14 protein-coding genes and 2 tRNA genes are annotated in these 19,182 nt (G+C 62.4%); 11 read left to right on the forward strand and 5 right to left on the reverse strand.

Features of this window, described 5'->3' with window-relative positions; genetic code table 11:
* Positions 1-81: 81 nt before the first annotated feature.
* The 5 genes from dnaA (at position 82) to gyrB (ending at position 7,565) form a co-directional block, all read left to right on the forward strand.
* Positions 82-1,674, forward strand: a complete 1,593-nt coding sequence (gene dnaA / locus CIMIT_RS00005) for a chromosomal replication initiator protein DnaA (RefSeq protein ID WP_038593496.1) — start codon at positions 82-84, stop codon at positions 1,672-1,674.
* A 685-nt stretch (positions 1,675-2,359) separates the two neighbouring features.
* On the forward strand, positions 2,360-3,571 hold the full coding sequence (dnaN, locus tag CIMIT_RS00010; protein ID WP_051904662.1) for a DNA polymerase III subunit beta: 1,212 nt from the start codon (positions 2,360-2,362) through the stop codon (positions 3,569-3,571).
* Positions 3,572-3,598: 27 nt separating this feature from the next.
* Entirely contained in the window at positions 3,599-4,771 is a 1,173-nt protein-coding gene (recF, locus tag CIMIT_RS00015) for a DNA replication/repair protein RecF (RefSeq protein ID WP_038587420.1), read from the forward strand.
* Positions 4,764-5,363 (forward strand): DciA family protein, encoded by a 600-nt coding sequence (locus CIMIT_RS00020; RefSeq protein WP_038587422.1) that lies wholly within the window; start codon positions 4,764-4,766, stop codon positions 5,361-5,363. The genes recF and CIMIT_RS00020 overlap by 8 nt, the downstream gene beginning before the upstream one ends.
* A gap of 132 nt (positions 5,364-5,495) precedes the next feature.
* Positions 5,496-7,565: a DNA topoisomerase (ATP-hydrolyzing) subunit B gene (gene gyrB, locus CIMIT_RS00025; RefSeq protein WP_038587425.1), complete on the forward strand. Its 2,070-nt coding sequence runs from the start codon at positions 5,496-5,498 to the stop codon at positions 7,563-7,565.
* Positions 7,566-7,723: 158 nt separating this feature from the next.
* Here gyrB and CIMIT_RS00030 read toward each other — a convergent pair whose 3' ends face one another.
* The 3 genes from CIMIT_RS00030 to CIMIT_RS00035 all read right to left on the reverse strand — a co-directional run bounded on the left by CIMIT_RS00030 (position 7,724) and on the right by CIMIT_RS00035 (position 9,250).
* Positions 7,724-8,161 (reverse strand): DUF6918 family protein, encoded by a 438-nt coding sequence (locus tag CIMIT_RS00030; protein WP_038587429.1) that lies wholly within the window; start codon positions 8,159-8,161, stop codon positions 7,724-7,726.
* 71 nt (positions 8,162-8,232) lie between these two features.
* Positions 8,233-8,391, reverse strand: a complete 159-nt coding sequence (locus CIMIT_RS12680; protein WP_157727794.1) for a hypothetical protein — start codon at positions 8,389-8,391, stop codon at positions 8,233-8,235.
* Between the two features lie 418 nt (positions 8,392-8,809).
* Positions 8,810-9,250 carry a hypothetical protein gene (locus CIMIT_RS00035; RefSeq protein ID WP_038587431.1) on the reverse strand — a complete coding sequence of 147 codons (441 nt, stop codon included), beginning with the start codon at positions 9,248-9,250 and terminating at the stop codon, positions 8,810-8,812.
* 97 nt (positions 9,251-9,347) lie between these two features.
* Between CIMIT_RS00035 and CIMIT_RS11935 the strand changes: the two genes are divergently transcribed.
* Positions 9,348-10,259 carry a hypothetical protein gene (locus tag CIMIT_RS11935; RefSeq protein WP_144311781.1) on the forward strand — a complete coding sequence of 304 codons (912 nt, stop codon included), beginning with the start codon at positions 9,348-9,350 and terminating at the stop codon, positions 10,257-10,259.
* A gap of 88 nt (positions 10,260-10,347) precedes the next feature.
* Here the strand turns inward: CIMIT_RS11935 and CIMIT_RS00045 are convergent, their stop codons facing one another.
* Both CIMIT_RS00045 and CIMIT_RS00050 read right to left on the reverse strand, forming a co-directional pair.
* Positions 10,348-10,611, reverse strand: a complete 264-nt coding sequence (locus CIMIT_RS00045) for a hypothetical protein (RefSeq protein ID WP_051904664.1) — start codon at positions 10,609-10,611, stop codon at positions 10,348-10,350.
* A 12-nt stretch (positions 10,612-10,623) separates the two neighbouring features.
* On the reverse strand, positions 10,624-10,833 hold the full coding sequence (locus tag CIMIT_RS00050; RefSeq protein WP_038587436.1) for a hypothetical protein: 210 nt from the start codon (positions 10,831-10,833) through the stop codon (positions 10,624-10,626).
* Between the two features lie 84 nt (positions 10,834-10,917).
* Here CIMIT_RS00050 and gyrA point away from each other — a divergent pair, with 84 nt between their 5' ends.
* The 5 genes from gyrA (at position 10,918) to CIMIT_RS00075 (ending at position 18,918) form a co-directional block, all read left to right on the forward strand.
* Positions 10,918-13,482, forward strand: a complete 2,565-nt coding sequence (gyrA, locus tag CIMIT_RS00055) for a DNA gyrase subunit A (protein ID WP_038587439.1) — start codon at positions 10,918-10,920, stop codon at positions 13,480-13,482.
* 3 nt (positions 13,483-13,485) lie between these two features.
* Positions 13,486-13,830, forward strand: a complete 345-nt coding sequence (locus CIMIT_RS00060) for a DUF3566 domain-containing protein (RefSeq protein ID WP_038587442.1) — start codon at positions 13,486-13,488, stop codon at positions 13,828-13,830.
* Between the two features lie 105 nt (positions 13,831-13,935).
* Positions 13,936-14,009: transfer RNA gene (locus CIMIT_RS00065), tRNA-Ile, on the forward strand.
* Between the two features lie 32 nt (positions 14,010-14,041).
* Positions 14,042-14,114 (forward strand) — tRNA-Ala (locus CIMIT_RS00070).
* Between the two features lie 424 nt (positions 14,115-14,538).
* Entirely contained in the window at positions 14,539-18,918 is a 4,380-nt protein-coding gene (locus CIMIT_RS00075; RefSeq protein ID WP_038587445.1) for a hypothetical protein, read from the forward strand.
* Positions 18,919-19,182: the final 264 nt, after the last annotated feature.

Here is a 19,182-nt window from a genome sequence, read left to right on the forward strand (position 1 = left end):
ATGTTTCACCCGCCGCGAGCCCCGTCGCGCGCCTCCCTTGTATTGCATGCACCGACACCGACCGAAGAAGGGGAGCTCCAAGTGGCCGAGCAACACGTTGAATCGCTGTGGCGCGACATTGTCACCGAGCTCCTGCAGCTCTCCGAGCGCCCGGATTCCTCGGTCCCGCAGCTGACCTACCAGCAGCGCTCCTACCTGCAGCTAGTCAAGCCCATCATGCTTGTCGACGGCTACGCAGTCCTGTCCGCACCCCACGCCGCCGCCAAAACCGTGGTGGAGGAGTCGCTCGCTCCCCACATCACCTCGCTGCTGGCCTCGCACATGGGCACCCCTTTTGCGCTGGCAGTCTCGGTAGCACCGACCCCGCCGCCGGCACCTGCGGCACCGGCCGAGGCCCCAACTTCGGTGCCGGAAGAGTTCACGCCGGAACCTGTGCAGCAGCCCGCCCAGCCTCCGGCACAACCTCCAGTTCAGCCTGTGTCCCAGCCGCGTCCTGATACCACCGCGCCCGGTGAGCAGATCCCGATGAGCCTGGACGAGCTGGCGCAGATGCACGCCAAGCAGCAGCCCGCCCAGGGCCACCCGACGGTGCCGCGTCGTATCCCGCGCGAAAAGCCGGCCCACGACCCGGACCGTTCGACCAGCCTGAACCCGAATTACACCTTCGAGAACTTCGTCACCGGTTCCTCCAACCGCTTCGCCAACGGCGCAGCGCTCGCCGTCGCCGAGACCCCGGCCCGCGCATATAATCCGTTGTTTATTTGGGGCGGTTCTGGCCTGGGCAAGACTCACCTGCTGCACGCGGCGGGCAACTACGCCCAGGTCCTGCAGCCGAACCTGCGGGTCAAGTACGTCTCCTCCGAGGAGTTCACCAACGACTACATCAACTCGGTGCGCGACGACCGCCAGGAATCCTTCAAGCGGCGCTACCGCGACCTGGACATCCTGATGGTGGACGACATCCAATTCCTGCAGGGCAAGGAGGGTACGCAGGAGGAGTTCTTCCACACCTTCAACGCGCTGCACCAGGCGGACAAGCAGATCATCTTGTCCTCGGATCGCCCACCGAAGCAGCTGACTACCCTGGAGGACCGCCTTCGCACCCGCTTCGAGGGCGGGCTGATTACCGACGTCCAACCGCCGGATTTGGAAACCCGTATTGCAATTCTGATGAAGAAGGCGGCCGCGGACGGCACCGTGGTCGACGACGCGGTCTTCGAGCTGATCGCCTCCCACTTCGAGGCGTCTATCCGCGAGCTCGAAGGTGCCTTCATCCGCGTGTCCGCGTACTCCTCGTTGTCCAACGAGCCGATCACGCTGGAGAACGCCCGCGCGGCGCTGCGCGACATCTTGCCTGATGAGGCCGATGTGAAGCTCACCGCCGACACTATTAAAGATGCGGCCGCAGAGTACTTCAGCCTGACCCTGGAGCAGCTCACGGGTGCCGGTAAGGCCCGCCAGGTGGCGCATGCGCGCCAGATCGCCATGTACCTGTGCCGCGAGCTGACCGACCTGTCGCTGCCGAAGATCGGCGACGAGTTCGGCGGTAAGGATCACACGACCGTGATGTACGCCGATCGGAAGATCCGCAAGGAAATGACGGAGACTCGCTCGACGTACGACGAGATTCAAGAATTAACCCAGATCATCAAGAACAAGGCGCGCCAGGGCTAGACGCGCACGCTGAGACCAGAGAACCCACCTAGGTGTACCCGGGTGGGTTTTGTCATGCACACCTCTCAAACCTCAAAATCACCAATGACCACATAAATCACACGGCTACCACTATCCACAGCGTTCTCCACACCTGTGTAATTACGCCGTTGTAACTTGGAGATCTTGCTCACTTTTCAGCGGTTATCCCCAACCGGAACGGCTGCTTGTCGCTAAGCGCGACCTGCGGTTTTCGGGTGTGGACAACCCCATATCCGCATGTGAACAGGCGGTGGACAACTCCGGGTCTCGTGTGGATGGATTTCCGAGACCGGAAGTTATCCACAATCGCACCGAGTTATCCACAGGCATTACACACGCGGAATCACACCCCAGATTCGCGCTACTACCACGGCCAAAACCCCGTAATCCACAGATTGCACAGCACCTACTGTTGTTACCAACTCTTTTACTTGTAATTCCTCTAAGAGAAAGAGAGCCTGTGCACTTCCGCTCGCTGCCCGGTCCCTGCCGCCCCAATTCTTGGAATTACAAGTTTTCCCACCCAAGCTGGCAACGGTCTCCCTTTCCGCCTAGAGTGAGAACGTAAATTACACACCCGGTGCTCGAGGGGAATCCGTCTCGCCCGGAGCTGGTAAACCACACATCCGCCTAGGAACGACAAGCAAGGGAGCGTTACGCCGTCATGGTCGAAAGCATCGGTGACAACTCCGCTGGCACTGGCGTGTCATTTCGGGTCCACAAGGAGGACCTCTCCGACGCCGTCGCGTGGGTAGCGCGAAGCTTGCCCACCAAGAGCACGCAGCCAATTCTTCGCGCGATTGTCATTACCGCCGATGAGGAGGGCCTCGAGCTCGCGGGCTTTGATTACGAGATCTCGACGCGGGTGCGCCTCGGAGCTGAGATTGAGCACCCGGGCAAGGTCGCGGTAGCAGGCAAACTGCTTGCTGAAATTGTTGCGTACATGCCGAACCAGCCGGTGGAGGTCTCCACGGACGGCAACACGATGAAGTTGGTGGGCGGCAAGGCCCGCTTCGAACTGCCCCTGATGTCTTTGGACGATTACCCGCAGGTCCCCGACCTGCCGGAGACCACCGGCCAGATCGCCCCGGCGGCGCTGACCCAGGCTGTCACCCAGGTCGCCTCGGCGGCGGGCCGGGATGACACGTTGCCCATGCTCACCGGTATTCACATGGAGATCCGCGGCGAGAAGCTCCGCCTGACCGCTACGGACCGTTTCCGTCTTGCGCTGCGCACCCTCGAGTGGGAGCCGAAGAGCCCGGAGGTGGAAGCCAAGCTTCTGGTCCCGGCCAAGACCCTGCTGGACAACGCCCGCACCCTGGATACCCACCTGGAGGATCCGGTTGAAATCGCCGTGGGTGCCGAGGGCAACGTCGGCGCCGAGGGCCTTTTTGGCATGCACGTGGGCAACCGCGAGACCACCACGCGCATGCTGGATGCGGACTTCCCCAACGTGGAGCCCCTTCTGCCCAAGGTGCACACCTCCATGGCCACGGTCGAGGTCGCACCGCTGATGGAGTCCATCCGCCGCGTCTCCCTGGTAGCGGACCGCAACGCGCAGGTGCGCCTGCACTTCACGCCGGGCGAGGTCTCCCTGCACGCCTCCGGCGCGGATTCGGGCGAGGCCAGCGAGTCGCTCGCGTGCGCGTTCACCGGCGCCGACGAGCTGCTCATCGCGTTTAACGCCGGCTACCTGCGCGACGGCCTGTCGGTGGTGGACACGGACCGCGTCGTCTTCGGATTCACCGAGCCCTCGCGCCCCGCGATCATGATCCCGGAGCCGGAGGGACTGCCGGAGGCGGACGCGCAGGGCGAGTTCCCCACGCCGGATACCCACTTCACGTACCTGCTCATGCCGGTGCGCCTGCCGGGTTAAGCCGGAGAGAGCTCTCAAGGGCAATTCGTGTACGTAAGCCAGCTTGACCTGCGCGATTTCCGCTCTTGGCCCGAGCTCAACGTGGAGCTCGAACCGGGGGTCACGGTGTTTTCCGGCCGCAACGGGCACGGCAAAACCAACATCGTCGAGGCGGTGTATTACACCTCGGTGCTGGGCAGCCACCGCGTGAGTACGGACGCGCCGCTGGTGCGCTCGGGCGCGGAAAACGCGCGCGTATCTGCGACGATCATCAACGACGGCCGCGCCCTGACCACGCACCTGCTGCTCAAATCCGCGGGCGCGAACCAGGCTCAGATCAACCGCACGCGCCTGAAATCCCCCCGCGAGCTGGCCGGGGTGCTGCGCACGGTGATGTTCTCACCGGAGGATCTGCGCCTGGTCACAGGTGAGCCCGCGGAGCGCCGCCGCTTCCTCGATGCACTCGCCGCGCTGCGCACCCGCCGCTTGGGCGGAGTGAAGGCGGACTATGACAAGGTATTGCGCCAGCGCAACGCGCTTTTGAAGCGCTCGAACATGGTACTGCGCCGCGGCTACAGCGATGCGCAGGGTGCGAGCGCGCTGAGCACGCTCGATGTGTGGGATGGGCAGCTCGCCACGCTCGGCGCCCAGGTGATTGCGGGTCGCCTCGCGCTTATCGACGCCCTGTCGCCCCACATCACCGAGTCCTACACCGCAGTCGCCCCCGAATCTCGACCGGCGGCAGTCCACTACACCTCCACCCTGGACAAAGCGGTGCGCGAACTTGCCGGCGAGGCCTCGCAGGACCCGGCCATCTTGGAGGCGGCGATGCTCGCCGAGCTGGGGCGACGCCGCGAGGAGGAACTCGACCGCGGCACCACGCTCGTCGGCCCGCACCGCGACGACCTAGTGCTCATGCTCGGCGATACGCCCGCCAAGGGCTACGCCTCCCACGGTGAGACCTGGTCGTTCGCGCTCGCGCTGCACTTAGGGGAATACGCCCTGCTCGTGCAGGACGGGGTGGAGCCGGTGCTGATCCTGGACGACGTCTTCGCCGAGCTGGATGCGAAGCGCCGCGAGCGCTTGGTGCACGTCGCGGAGGAAGCCGAGCAGGTACTCATTACCGCCGCGGTGGGAGACGACCTGCCCGGCAACCTGGACAACGCTGTCTCGGCCCGCTACACCGTGCGGATGGACGAGGGGGTGTCGTTCCTTGAGTGACCTGGTGCAGCAGACCTTTGAGCAGCTGCGTGAAACGGCTCGGCGCAGCGGCAGGAAGCTGCCGAATTTGAAGAGGCAGGGTGTGAATGTGGTGCCGCGTCGGAGCGTCGATAAGCGAATGCTCACGAATGCTACCGAGGTGCAGGTGCCTGGCCTGAACTTTGCCGAGGAGAAGAAGCGGCCGTGGGTGCGACGCGGGCGGCCGACGGGGCAGGACGGGCGGGCACTGCCGCGCAGTTACGAGGTGGCTTCGTTTTCGGCGCTTTTGGGCAAGGAGGTGCGTCAGCGCGACTGGACCGAGCACATGGCGTATGGCTGGGTGATGGGCAACTGGGAATCGCTGGTCGGCGCCAAGATTGCGCAGCACACGAAGGTGGAGATGATCAAGGACGGTGAGGTCCACATCACGTGCGACACCACCGCCTGGGCCACCCAGATGAAGTACATGCAGTCCACCATCCTGCGGGCGCTCGCGGAGAAGCTCGGGCCGGATGTGATTACGAAGCTGCACATCTTCGGTCCGCGCACGAAGAGTTGGCGCTACGGGCCGCTGCACGTGAAGGGGCGCGGGCCGCGGGACACGTACGGGTAGAGCGCGAATACCGCGCGAGAAACGCCCTCTCGCTGGCTCACCTGGTGCCCTAAATGGCCCCCACACCGTGTAAGATAGAGCGGGTTAAACATGCTTTTGGCACATATTGCTTTATAGAGGAGAGTCCAAGCAGTGGCTGAACATCAACCTCATTACGACGCGTCATCGATTACTATCCTTGAGGGTCTCGAGGCTGTCCGCAAGCGCCCCGGCATGTACATCGGTTCCACCGGCGCGCGCGGCCTGCACCACCTGGTGTGGGAGGTCGTGGACAACTCGGTCGACGAGGCCATGGCGGGCTACGCCGACCGCGTCGATGTCACCCTGCTGGCCGACGGCGGGGTCGAGGTCGTGGATAACGGTCGTGGTATCCCGGTGGAAATGCACCCGTCCGGCGCACCGACCGTGCAGGTGGTCATGACGCAGCTGCACGCCGGCGGCAAGTTCGACTCCGAGTCCTACGCGGTCTCCGGTGGTTTGCACGGCGTGGGTATTTCCGTGGTCAACGCGCTGTCCACCCGCGTGGAGGCGGACATCAAGCGCGACGGTAAGCACTGGTACCAGCGCTTTGCCAACGCGGTGCCGGAGAAGCTGGAGGAGGGCGGCAACGCCCGCGGCACCGGCACGGCCATCCGCTTCTGGCCGGACCCGGAGATTTTTGAAACCGTCGAGTTTGATTACGACACGATTTCGCGCCGCCTTCAAGAGATGGCCTTCTTGAACAAGGGCCTGACCATTACGCTCAAGGACGAGCGCGTCACCGACGAGGAACTCGAGCTCGAAGCCATCGCCGAGGAGGGCGAGACCGCCGCCCTGGTGGAGGAGGAGTCCTTCGACGACGAGACGGTCGTAGATGACTCTGACGCCTCCGGTGCCGAGGCCGTCGCGCCCAACAAGAAAAAGAAGCGCGAAAAGAAGGTCACGTTCCACTACCCGAACGGGTTGATCGACTACGTCGAGTACATCAACAAGGGCAAGAGCGCAATCCACCCGTCTGTCATCGGCTTTGAGCAGAAGGGCGAGGAGCACGAGGCGGAGGTCGCACTGCAGTGGAATAACTCCTACAAGCAGTCGGTCCACACCTTCGCCAACACGATTAACACCCACGAGGGCGGCACGCACGAGGAGGGCTTCCGCGCGGCGCTGACCACGCTGATGAACCGGTATGCCCGCGAGCACAAGCTGCTCAAGGAGAAGGAGCCGAACCTTTCCGGCGACGACTGCCGCGAGGGCATCGCCGCCATCGTCTCCGTCCGCGTCGCCGACCCGCAGTTCGAGGGCCAGACGAAGACGAAGCTGGGCAACACCGAGATCAAGGGCTTTGTGCAGCGCACCGTCAACGAGCACCTCTCCGACTGGTTTGACGCCAACCCGGCCGAGGCGAAGGCCATTGTGAACAAGGCCGTTGCCTCCTCCCAGGCCCGCCAGGCGGCGCGTAAGGCGCGCGACCTGGTGCGTCGCAAGTCGGCTTCGGATCTGGGCGGGCTACCCGGCAAGCTGGCGGACTGCCGCTCGAAGGACCCGGTGAAATCCGAGCTGTTCATCGTGGAGGGCGACTCTGCAGGCGGCTCCGCCAAGGGCGGGCGCGACTCCATGTACCAGGCCATCCTGCCGCTGCGTGGTAAGATCCTGAACGTGGAGAAGGCGCGCATGGACCGCGTGCTGAAGAACGCCGAGGTCCAGGCCATCATCACGGCGCTGGGTACCGGTATCCACGACGAGTTTGACATCAACAAGCTGCGCTACCACAAGATCGTGCTCATGGCCGATGCTGACGTGGACGGCCAGCACATCGCCACCCTGCTTTTGACCCTGCTGTTCCGCTTCATGCCGGACCTGGTCAAGGACGGGCACGTCTTCCTGGCGAACCCGCCGCTGTACAAGCTGAAGTGGGCGAAGGGCCAACCCGGCTACGCGTTTACCGACGCCGACCGCGACCGCCTCCTCGCCGAAGGCCTCGAAGCCAACCGCAAGATCAACACCGACGACGGCATCCAGCGCTACAAGGGCCTGGGCGAGATGAACGCGAAGGAGCTGTGGGAGACCACGCTCAACCCGGAAACGCGCATCCTGCGCCGCGTCGAGCTGGAGGACGCGCAGCGCGCCGACGAGCTGTTCAGCATCCTCATGGGCGATGACGTGGCGGCCCGCCGCAGCTTCATCACCCGTAAGGCGAAGGACGTTCGCTTTCTCGACGTGTAGCCGTTTGTACGGCAAAGGCGCGGTCCCTGTGCGGGGCCGCGCCTTTTGTTGTGTGTTGGGTTGCTGTTGGATGGCGTGAAAAATTCCGCACACATCTTCGAGCCAGGAAAATCTACCTGCGGCAACGCAAAAGCGGTGTCGAATTTTTCACGCTATCTTTAACCCACATGCTTCTGCACAATCTGACCCAGCTCGGGAAGGGCCGGGCCGACAATCTTCGCGGCCTTGTTGCGCAGCGAGGTGTAGACCTTCTTCACCGGGCCGGGCAAAGAGTCCACGGCGGCGTCGGCGGCCTTGATGAGGTCGTCGACGACCTCGTCCTCGTGGTCGGAGAGGTAGCGGCCAAAGTCGGCACCGTTCTCGGCCTGGAACTTGGACCAGTGAGGCTCGAGCCCATCAACCACCTTCGGCAGGACCTTGTTCATGCCCTTGGGGATGGCGTCTGCGTCCGCCTTCTTCCCGGCTGCCAGGGCCGACTTCATCGCCATGCCCGTCAGGCCGGACTGCTTGGCGGTAGTGGTCTCCGCCAACTCGGCGAGGTCCTTGGCTACTGCGGGGCGGGTTTGTGCATCGAGCAGTTTCTGCAAATCAGACATGGCAATAAGTGTACTTCCGGGAATGCGAAAAGCCCGCCACAGTGGGCGGGCTCGTCGTTGCTTCGTGCAGCTTAGAAGCGGATGCCGTACTTCGCAGCAGCGATGCGGGCTGCGCGGTCGATTGGCATGCCCGGGTGACGCTGAGCGGTGGTGTAGACCTCGAGCACTGCCCAGATGGTGGCGACAGAGGAAGCGAGACCGACAACGGAGCCGAGAATGGTAGCGATCATAATGAGTTCCTTACTGTGAAGTAGTAGACGTTTCAATGTCGGAACTGAGTATAAAACAGACGATCGCGTAGCGCAGGGAAAGCGGGGATTATTTTTACAGCTGGGAGCAAAAGTTGCACAGCGTTGAGCCAATTACTGCACAAAAGCAGGGCGGCCCCAAAAGTACCGGGGCCGCCCTGTCAACGGTGGGTTGTGGCTCTTCCGCCACAGCGCTCGGGCTGTGTGATGTCGCAGGGAAACGCTTGCGCATCTTCTGAAATCGGTATGCCACGGGAAAGGGCGGCGTACCGGCGGGAAGCGTCATCCTCACGAGTCACATGAGTCACTGCAACCACAACTGTGACAAACTTAGCACGGCCTCAATAGCGCCGCCATGTCAGGTGGTCTGAGGGTGGAACGCGACCGCCGAAACCCCGCCCTAGCGGGGCATTTGCGGCAACTGCGGCATCGGCGGCAGCTGGCCGGCAAACTGCTCGGCCAGTGCAATCCACGCGGGCACATCGAAGATACGGTTGCCCTCCGAAGACCCGTAGACGCCGCTTAAGCCCGCCTGCTTGGCGATGTCATCGACGGCTTGGCGCAGGGGCGGGGTGGCGTCGATAAGCAATTGCACCGCGATGAAGGTCGCGGCCGCAGCGATGCCCAGCGACAGCGGGGCCGAACCCGTGTACGCGCTGCCAAGGGCGGGCTGCTCGGGGACTTTCGGCCCATTCTCGGGGACCTTGCCCTCCGGGACCTTCGAGCTGGAGGAACCCGATGAACCGGCGGAAGACAGTTCGGTCACACCTGCGTGCGCGGGCGCGGGGACGGTGAAGGCGAGAGCGAGCGCGGTGAGCGCGGCGAGCGAGCGTTTTCTCATGCCCAACACTTTATGCATGTCGGCGGGGTTGGAGGAACCGGCGTGCCGTGCGCTGCGTCTAACAGGTATGGGGAAACTACGAAACGGGATGCAGATTATGGCCGGGGCACACGTGGTGCCGAGGGATATGGGTGTGCCGATCAACCACAAGTTTGCGCTGCCCGGAGCGATGTTGCGCGAGCCGCACTTGGTCGCACATGCGGCAAGGCACCACCCGCGCGGGATCGCGTATCCGGTTCCGGCGCCGGATCGTGCGGTCGCCCACGCGTTGGCCTACCCGGGCACGACGGTCACTGGTTTCGGCGCGCTGGCGCTCTACGGCCTGCCGTTTTTGGCCGATGGCTGCGACACCGAGCTGCTTGGCTCCGGGATTCGCAAGAATGTTCCTGCGACGGATCTTTCCCCGGCGTTACGGCGAGGCGAATTGCGCCCCAATGAGACCTGGACCGTGTTTTGCGCAGGCCAGCCGATATCCGTGGCATCGCCCCCGCTCGCCGTGGTGTACGCGCTTGCGAGTATTCGTCGCGGCGAGAGTGCTTGGCCCGCGCCCAGTGTGTTTGTGCGCGCCGTGCAGCTTATCGACGCCACCCGTCGCTTCTGCAACCTCAACCCCGAACCCATCCGGACTACCGCTTTTGGGCGCCTGGATAAAAGGTGGCTGGCCAAGGTATTGGCTGCCTCCAGCGCGCTGGCGGACTCGCCTAAGGAGATGGAGATGCGCCTCTTGGCCGCCCCGGTGGCCCGGAAGCACGGTGTGACCTTGGCCGAGCAGGTGGTCATCCGCAATGCGTGGGGCAAACGGGTCACCGACCTGGACCTTGCTCTGGTGGAACCGCGGATTGGCCTGATGTACGACGGCGCGCACCACTGGGACAAGCAGCAGCGCACCCGGGATTCGCTGATTCAGATCGAGCTGGTTGCGCAGGGGTGGCAGGTGCTGCGCTTCGCCGAGGGGACTCTAGCGAGGCTGCCGGAGACCGTGGAGGAGGTTTTGCGGCGGAGTTCGTGAAAAATTTCGCATAGGCATCCAATGCAAAGCCCGGTGACCTGGAACAACGTGATACTGTGCGTTTGCTGTGGTGGAAAAATTCACAGCATCACGGAGTTTCCCCAACCCACCGCCGGTACACCTCCGCAGCCACTAAAGCGAAGCCGGAATTACCCGCCGTCAAGGGCTCCATCCTGCGCACCGCTGCAGCCAGCGCCTCTGCAGCACGCCCAACAGTGTCAAAGACGGGCACCCCGTGCACCCGCGCACCGGGGATGGCAGCACAGGCAACCAGGGCGGAGAAGGAGCGGACTCGCGCCCCGGTGACCTCGCAGTACTCGTCGGCAACAGCTAAAAGCTGTTCCGCACTCATTCCTCGCACGGGCTACCTCGCCTGCCGGATGCGCGACTCCATGGCTTTGTAGCCGGGGATGGTGGAGCGTGCGAGGTCGGTGACGGCGGCGTCGTCAAGCAGGCGAGTGGCTGCGGTGACGACGGCGCGGCGGGCGGCCTCCTGCTTGGAGCAGCCCCACGCGGAGGCGAGGAGTACGAGCGCCTTGTCTTCGTCAGCGGTGAGCCGAAGTGTCATAGCCATACCACTTTGATACCACTGTTCAACGCGGCAAAGCGTGACAGGGCCGGTAAACTGCGTTCTAGGCCAAGTAAAGAAAGGTGAGCAATGAGTGATGACACTCTAGGTGGCGGCGGTTTCGACGCCATCCAGCCCATTGACATCAATGAGGAGATGCAGACCAGCTACATCGATTACGCGATGAGCGTGATCGTGGGCCGCGCGCTGCCCGAGGTGCGCGACGGCATGAAGCCGGTGCACCGCCGCGTCATCTACGCGATGTACGACGCCGGCTTCCGCCCGGAGCGTTCGTTTGTGAAGAGCGTGAAGGCCGTCGGCGAGACGATGAGTAACTACCACCCGCACGGCGACAGCGCGATCTACGACACCCTGGTGCGCATGGCGCAGCCGTGGGCGATGCGCTACCCGCTGGTGGACGGGCAGGGCAACTTCGGCTCGCCGGGCAACGACGGCCCGGCCGCTATGCGTTACACGGAGTGCAAGCTCACCCCGCTGGCGATGGAGATGGTGCGCGACATCCGCGAGAACGCGGTGGATTTCTCGCCCAACTTCGACTCGAAGACCCGCGAGCCGGACGTGCTGCCCTCGCGCGTGCCGAACCTGCTCATGAACGGGTCGAACGGTATCGCGGTCGGTATGGCCACGAATATCCCGCCGCACAACTTGAACGAGTTGGCCGAGGCCATCTACTGGATCCTGGACAACCACGACGCGGACGAGAAGACCACCCTGGATGCGGTGCTCAAGTACGTCAAGGGCCCGGATTTCCCCACCGCGGGCCTGGTCGTGGGTGATAAGGGCATCAAGGAGGCCTACACCACGGGCCGCGGCTCGATCCGCATGCGCGGCGTGACCGAGATCGAGGAGGTGGGCAACCGCCAGGTCATCGTGATCACGGAGCTGCCGTACCAGGTCAACCCGGATAACTTCATTCACAACATCGCGGACCAGGTCAACGCGGGCAAGATGGCGGGCATCGCCGACATCGACGACGAGTCCTCGGACCGTATCGGTATGCGCATCGTGGTCAGGCTCAAGCGCGACGCCGTGCCGCGCGTGGTGCTGAACAACCTGTATAAGCACTCGCAGCTGGAGACGAACTTCTCGGCCAACATGCTCTCCATCGTCGATGGTGTGCCGCGCACCCTGCGCCTGGATCAGATGCTGCGTTACTACGTGCAGCACCAGATCGAGGTCATCGTTCGCCGCACCCAGTACCGCTTGGACGAGGCGGAGAAGCGCGCCCACATCCTGCGCGGCCTGGTCAAGGCCCTCGACGCGTTGGACGAGGTCATCGCGCTCATTCGTCGCAGCCCGACGGTGGACGATGCGCGCCAGGGGCTCATGAAGCTTCTCGACGTCGACGAGATCCAAGCCAACGAGATCCTCGCCATGCAGCTGCGTCGCCTGGCCGCCCTGGAGCGCCAGAAGATCGTGGACGACTTGGCGGAGATCGAGCGCCAGATCGCGGACTACAAGGACATCCTGGCCAAGCCGGAGCGCCAGCGCGAGATCGTGGCGACCGAGCTCAAGGAGATCGTGGACAAGTTCGGCGACGAGCGCCGCACCCAGATCGTGGCTGCCACCGGCGACGTGACGGAGGAGGACCTGATCGCGCGCGAGAACGTCGTGGTCACCATCACCTCCACCGGCTACGCCAAGCGCACCAAGGTGGATGCGTACAAGAGCCAGAAGCGCGGCGGCAAGGGCGTGCGCGGCGCGGAGCTGAAGCAGGACGACGTGGTCAAGCACTTCTTCATCTGCTCCACGCACGATTGGATCCTCTTCTTCACCAACTTCGGCCGCGTCTACCGCCTCAAGGCCTACGAGCTGCCGGAGGCGGGCCGCACCGCCCGCGGGCAGCACGTGGCGAACTTGCTGGAGTTCCAGCCGGAGGAGAAGATCGCCCAGATCATCCAGATCCAGTCCTACGAGGACGCGCCCTACCTGGTGCTGGCCACTCGCGACGGCCGCGTGAAGAAGTCGCGCCTGACCGACTACGAGTCGGCACGCTCCGCAGGGCTGATCGCCATCAACCTCAACGAGGGCGACGCGCTCATTGGCGCCGCGCTGACCAACGAGGAGGACGACATCCTGCTGGTCTCCGAGCAGGGCCAGGCGATCCGCTTCGCGGCTGATGACGACCAGCTGCGTCCGATGGGCCGCGCGACCGCCGGCGTGAAGGGCATGCGCTTCCGCGACGACGACCAGCTCCTGGCCATGACGGTGGTGCAGGACGGCGAGTACCTGCTCGTGGCCACCTCCGGCGGCTACGGCAAGCGCACCGCCATTGAGGAGTACAACCAGCAGGGCCGCGGCGGCATGGGCGTGATGACGTTCAAGTACACCCCGAAGCGCGGCAAGCTGATCGGCGCGCTCGCAGTCGACGAGGAGGACCAGATCTTCGCCATCACCTCCGCCGGCGGCGTGATCCGCACCGAGGTCAACCAGATCCGGCCGTCCTCGCGCGCGACCATGGGTGTGCGCCTGGTGGATCTTGCCGACGATGTCGAGCTCCTGGCTATCGACGTCAACGTCGAGGACTCCGGCGAGGAGGAGGCCACTGCAGTGGCGAAGGGTGAGAAGACCCTTGAGGAGGCGCAGGAGGCGACGCAGTCGTCGATAAGCGGTGGCCCCGAGGGTGAGGAGTAAGCGATGGCCGCACGGAAGGTAACCATCCGTAACATCGGCGCGAGCTCGATGTTCAAGGTGGCGACGATCCTGGCGCTCATCGGGTTCGTGGCGTGGATGATCGGCGTGACCATCGTCTACTTCGGCCTGGAGCAGGCCGGGGTGATCGACTCGGTGAACTCGCTCATCGGCGGCGTCGGCGGCGACCAGGTCATCGATATGAAGGTCTGCCTGTCAGCCGCCGGCCTGCTGGGCCTGATCGGCGTGGTGTTTACCGCCATCATGGCGCCGCTGACCGTGGTGATTTACAACAGCATCGCTGATCTTGTAGGCGGCGTCAGCTTCACTATGTCCAACCGCGCAAAGTAGGGCTAAGGGGTGCTTATCGACGCCACGTTGCAGGTGCCGATACGCACCCTGACCTGGCGATTTGGTGGTTATGGCAATGGTGCGTAATATTCTTATCCGTTGCCAGGGCCTATAGCTCAGTCGGTTAGAGCGCATCGCTGATAACGATGAGGTCGCAAGTTCGATTCTTGCTAGGCCCACGCAGACACTAGTAATATAGCGTCTCGGCAATGGGGCATTAGCTCAGTTGGTAGAGCACCTGCTTTGCAAGCAGGATGTCAGGAGTTCGATTCTCCTATGCTCCACAGTGTGGGATAACCCCCGCGCCGTCACAGACACGGTGCGGGGGTTGTTGCGTTGCGTGCTTAGCTAGCGTGGAGAGCTGGTTTTCTGTGCTGATTTTAAGTTTTTTGCACGCATACCCCCTTTTCTGAGTGACTAATACGAAAATGTGGCACATATCACTCAAACATTTTTGGGTTTTTGTCAGGTTGAAAAGGCCAAGGTCAGCGCCTTTGTCGACTGGCTTAGGTCCGCCTGTGCGCGTTGTAATGCGGTTTTTCCGCACACCTTGGGGATGGTGGACTACTTTCCACGAAACGGTTGTGATTGAATGAAACTCTGTCAGTGTGTAGATCCGTGTTCAGGAGATCTCCAGGCTGCTTCGATTATCTCCGACAAGTTTTAAGGATTGGGCCGTTGCAAAACGCAAATCTAAAGAAGCGCATTATGTCTGCGCTCATTTCCACCGCTGTCGTCGCGAGCGGTGCAGTTGCTATCACCCCGGCTGCTCAGGCAGACGAGAAGGTGACGAAGGTGTACTCCCAGCTCGCGGGCGATGAGCTGCAGGACGCCGTGGACTTTAACATCAAGCAGCAGATCTCCAAGCACGTTGGTGAGTCTGCGCAGATGGTTTACGCCACCAATTACGGCCCGGGCTGGTGCATTGATATTGCGCAGCCGGCACCCCGTTACGATTCTCAGTACGAGGTGCGCAAGCTTGACGGTATGTCCGGCCTGGTGGGTTACAACAAGGTTGATGGCGGCACGCTGAAGATTGACCCGGACGTGCAGAAGGCTGCTGTCGCCGGTACCAAGCGGATGCTGACCGAGTACAACAACGGCAACTACGCAGAGGTCAAGCGCATCAACTACGCGCTGCAGGCCCTGCTGTCCAACCACAAGGAGACCCTTGACCTGGTCCGTGGCCAGATCCGCCGCGAGGTCGCGGGCTCCGGCATGCCGATGATCACGGCCGCCGAGTTCACCCAGTGGACCGGTTTTGAGATCAAGGCCAACTTTGGCAACCAGCTCGGCCAGTCCCGTTACTACCTGGCCAAGTCGGACTCTTTTGACAAGGTCACGTCCAACGTGGAGCAGGGTGAGTACGTCACCATCCTGATGCCGAAGAACTACAACCTCAGCGACAAGATCGGCGATGAGGGCACCACCCAGCGCATCATCACCATCGCGCAGCCGGGCCTGAAGGGTTTCAACCCGCGTCCGGGCGGCCCGAACGTCTCCGTGGAGACCGTGACGGTGACCAAGCCGGCGGAGGCGGTCACGACGGTGACGAGCACCATCCCGGGTAAGACCGTGACCAAGACGGTGCAGGCCGAGGGCCCGACCGAGACGGCACACGTGACCGAGCGCCCCGAGCGCACGGTGACCAAGTACGTGCAGCCGGTCCACGAGCGCACGGAGACCGTCCGCGCGACCCGCACCGACGTCAAGGACGTCACCCCGACGGTGACCAAGACCGTGGTCAAGCGCGACAGCACCGAGACGGTGACCTCGACCGTGACCGAGGCTCCGGAGACCATCGTGGTGGAGGAGCGCGAGCCGGATACCACCACCACGGTGTACAAGGGCGCCGAAGCCACCGTCACCGAGACGGATGCACCCGACACCGTCACCAGCACCAAGACTGCTGAGCCGAAGACGGTCACGCAGACCTCCACGCTCGCACCGAGCACCGTGGTGAAGACCGTGACCGCTGCGCCGGAGGCAACGGTGACCACCACGGTGGAGAACATCACGCACGAGACCATCGAGAGCACGCGCGTTGTTGAGCGCTACTTCCGCAAGTACGAGTACGCCTTCGACTTCTCCCAGAAGAAGGACGAGCGCCACATCGAGGTGGAGAAGCTCGGCGATTGGAAGATCGACTTCATCGACGACTCCAACGGCCTGGTCAAGGTCACCAAGTCCAAGGACGGCAAGGGTCTTGATATCAAGCCGATCAAGGAGGGTGAGGGCGACGTCCGCATCGTGATCGTGGATGGCGAGGGCAACCGCCACGAATACACCATCCACGTGATCAACAAGGCGCAGAAGGAGATCACGGAGAAGGACGTTGTGGTGAACAACCACTTCTTCAACATCACCGTCGCTGGCGCGTCCCAGGAGATCGAGATCCCGAAGGGCTGGACCTACGAGATCGAGGAGGGTGGCGCGTACATCACCACCGAGGAGAAGGACGGCAAGATCGTCGTCACTCCGAACGAGGGTGTCATCAGCGCTACCGCGAAGATCACGGTGCACGAGCCGGGCGAGCGTCCGCGCAACGAGAACAACTACATCTTCAACATTGCGCCGGACAGCAAGTTTGATAAGCACCGCGTGATTGGTAACTCCAACGCCTACAAGCTGGAGATCGAGGACGCGCAGGGCGAGCCGACCGTCATCCAGGGCGAGGACATCGTTGCGTCCCTGGAAAAGAATGAGCAGGGCGTGTGGGTCCTGACGCCGAAGTCGGACAAGACCGGCAAGGTCGTTGTCTCCATCAAGGATTCGCAAGGCAACACCCACCAGTTCACCCTCGACGTCCGCCAGGGCACCAACGTGCTCGTGGACGTGGTGACCAAGTCTGTGACCGTTGGCAGCGTGATCGGGCTCGAAGCCGACGGTGGCTACGAGCTGGACTTCAAGCAGGGCGAGGAGATCGCCGACTGGAAGAAGGACAACGGCAAGTTCATCATCACGCCGACTGGCGAGGGCGTCATCGTGGCAAACCTCTTCCAGAAGGTTGACGGTGAGCGCGTCCTCGTGGGCACCTACACCATTATCGCTACTCCTGCGGGTGCGAAGGTGGAGACCCAGGAGGTCAGCCACGAGATCAAGAACCGCCAGACGGTCGACATCACCAAGGGCGAGGACGACCACAAGATTGTTGTCACCGAGGGCAAGGATAACGTCACGGTGGCTGAGGTGGAGAAGGACGGCAAGACCGTTACCCGCCTGATGCCGGACAAGGACTTCACCGGCACGATTGTCGTGGAGGAGCAGCGCGGCGACGATGTGGTCGTTCGCTACACCATCAACGTTGTCGAGAGCGAGGTTGACGAGACAACTCAGCCCGTTAACGAAGACTCCAAGGTGATCGTCAACCGCAACAACGACCTGCAGCGCCTTGTCGTTGTCGAGGGCGAGAACCTGCTCAAGAACGCCCCGAAGGACGACCAGAAGCAGTTCATTCCGGAGTTCGTCGACGGTGCCGAGGGCACAGTCGTCATCGAACTGCAGAACTCCCGTGATCTGCCGATCCAGCGCTGGATCCTGAACCTCACGCCGAAGAAGCCGTCCGAGTTCACCTACAAGATCACGGACCGCTCCGAGGTCAAGCTCACGGCTCCGGAGAACGCGTCCTACAAGATCGTTGAGGGCCAGGACCTGATCAAGGTCGAGCGCAACGGCAACGACATCGTTGTCAACCCGAACAAGGGTGCCAAGGGTACTGCTGTTGTCGAGGTCACCAACGGTGCGCAGAAGACCCGTTACGTGCTTGTCATCGACCCGATTGGTGGCGGCGCAAACGGCGACGGTACTACTGGCGAGAGCACCTTCAAGGTCTCCGAGCTGGGCAACTTCACCGTGACCGTGCGCAACGAGAACACCTACGAGGTAGTTAAGGGCAATGAGTACGTCACCGTCGTTGACAAGGACGGCAAGTGGATTCTCACCCCGAAGGAGGACACCTCCGGTAACTTCGTCACCGTCATTGAGAAGACCAAGACCGGTGTTGTGGTCAACCGCCACATCATTGAGATCACCGAGCAGGGGCGCAAGCTCAACTTCACCGAGGTGCGCAAGAAGGTCGAGCCGAAGATAGACAGCTGGGAGACCCCGGGTAAGGGCAACACCCTGCACATCGTGCGCGGCTACGACCTGATTGAGAACCCGGAGCCGGACGAGCACGGCAGGTTCAACCTCAAGCCGATCCCGGGTTCCACCGGCTCCATCGTTATCGAGGAGCGCGACAACAATGGCAACCCGATCCGCATCATCGAAGGGGAGATCCCAGAGACCTCCGGTGGTTCGTCCATCGAGCCGCCGAAGATCTCCTACGAGAAGAACAACGGCTCGATCACCATCATCGTTGATGGCAAGGGCGGCTTCGGCATCGAGGCCTGCCTTGACAAGAACCCGCCGAAGAACGCGAAGGATTGCAAGAACCTCAAGCCGATTGATGAGAAGTACATCAAGGACAACGGCAACGGGAGCTACACCATCGAAAACGGTGGCATCCCTGACGGTACCACCGCGCTGGTGATCACCCCGACCGGCAACGGCATTGTGGACAACAACAACCGTGTGATCGTGGACATCACCATCGACAATCAGGGCTCTGGTGCTGGCAATGTGAACGTTGGTTCGTCTGACCCGAAGTGCATTGCTTCGTTGGTTGGTTTGGCTTCGCCGTTGCTGCTGCTGATTCCGCTGGGCATTTTGTCCCAGGTGCATATCCCGGGTCTGGAGGGTGTGCGTGGTCAGCTCAATGCTGCGATCAAGGACGCTAATGACCGTATCCAGCAGGGTCTGGGTATCTACGATCATGATCGTGCTCAGCGTGCTGCAGGTGTGCAGGGTGCGTTCGCGATCGAGAATTCGCAGATGATTGGTATGGCTGCTGGTGCGCTTGGCGTGATCACTGCTGGCCTGCTGATTGGCGACGCGGTATTGCGTGCTTGCGGCCAGCAGGAGGCAACGTCCTCCTACCAGCTGGGCAAGGCTACCGATAACGAGACGTTGATGTACGGCTCGTCCGGTAAGCCTGCTGAGTCCGAGGCTGCGAAGCCGGAGGATGAGAAGGCTGCTGACGAGAAGTAGTCTCTAACGCCTTAAGAAAGCCGCTTGTGAGGGTCGAAAGCCCACACAAGCGGCTTTCCGCATGCGTGCGTACGATCTGAGGTTCAACAAATTTCTGTGCTGATTCTAAGTTTTTATGCGCCAAATCCCCTTTTCTAGGTGAAAAACGGAAAAATGTGGCACATATCACGATAAGATTTTTGGGTTTTTGTCAGGTTGTAAAAGGCAAGGTCAACGGGGTGGACCCGAAGCTTGTGAGCGCCTGTGCCCGTTGTAATGCGGTTT

The sequence above is a fragment of the Corynebacterium imitans genome, assembly GCF_000739455.1.
GTDB lineage: Bacteria > Actinomycetota > Actinomycetes > Mycobacteriales > Mycobacteriaceae > Corynebacterium > Corynebacterium imitans.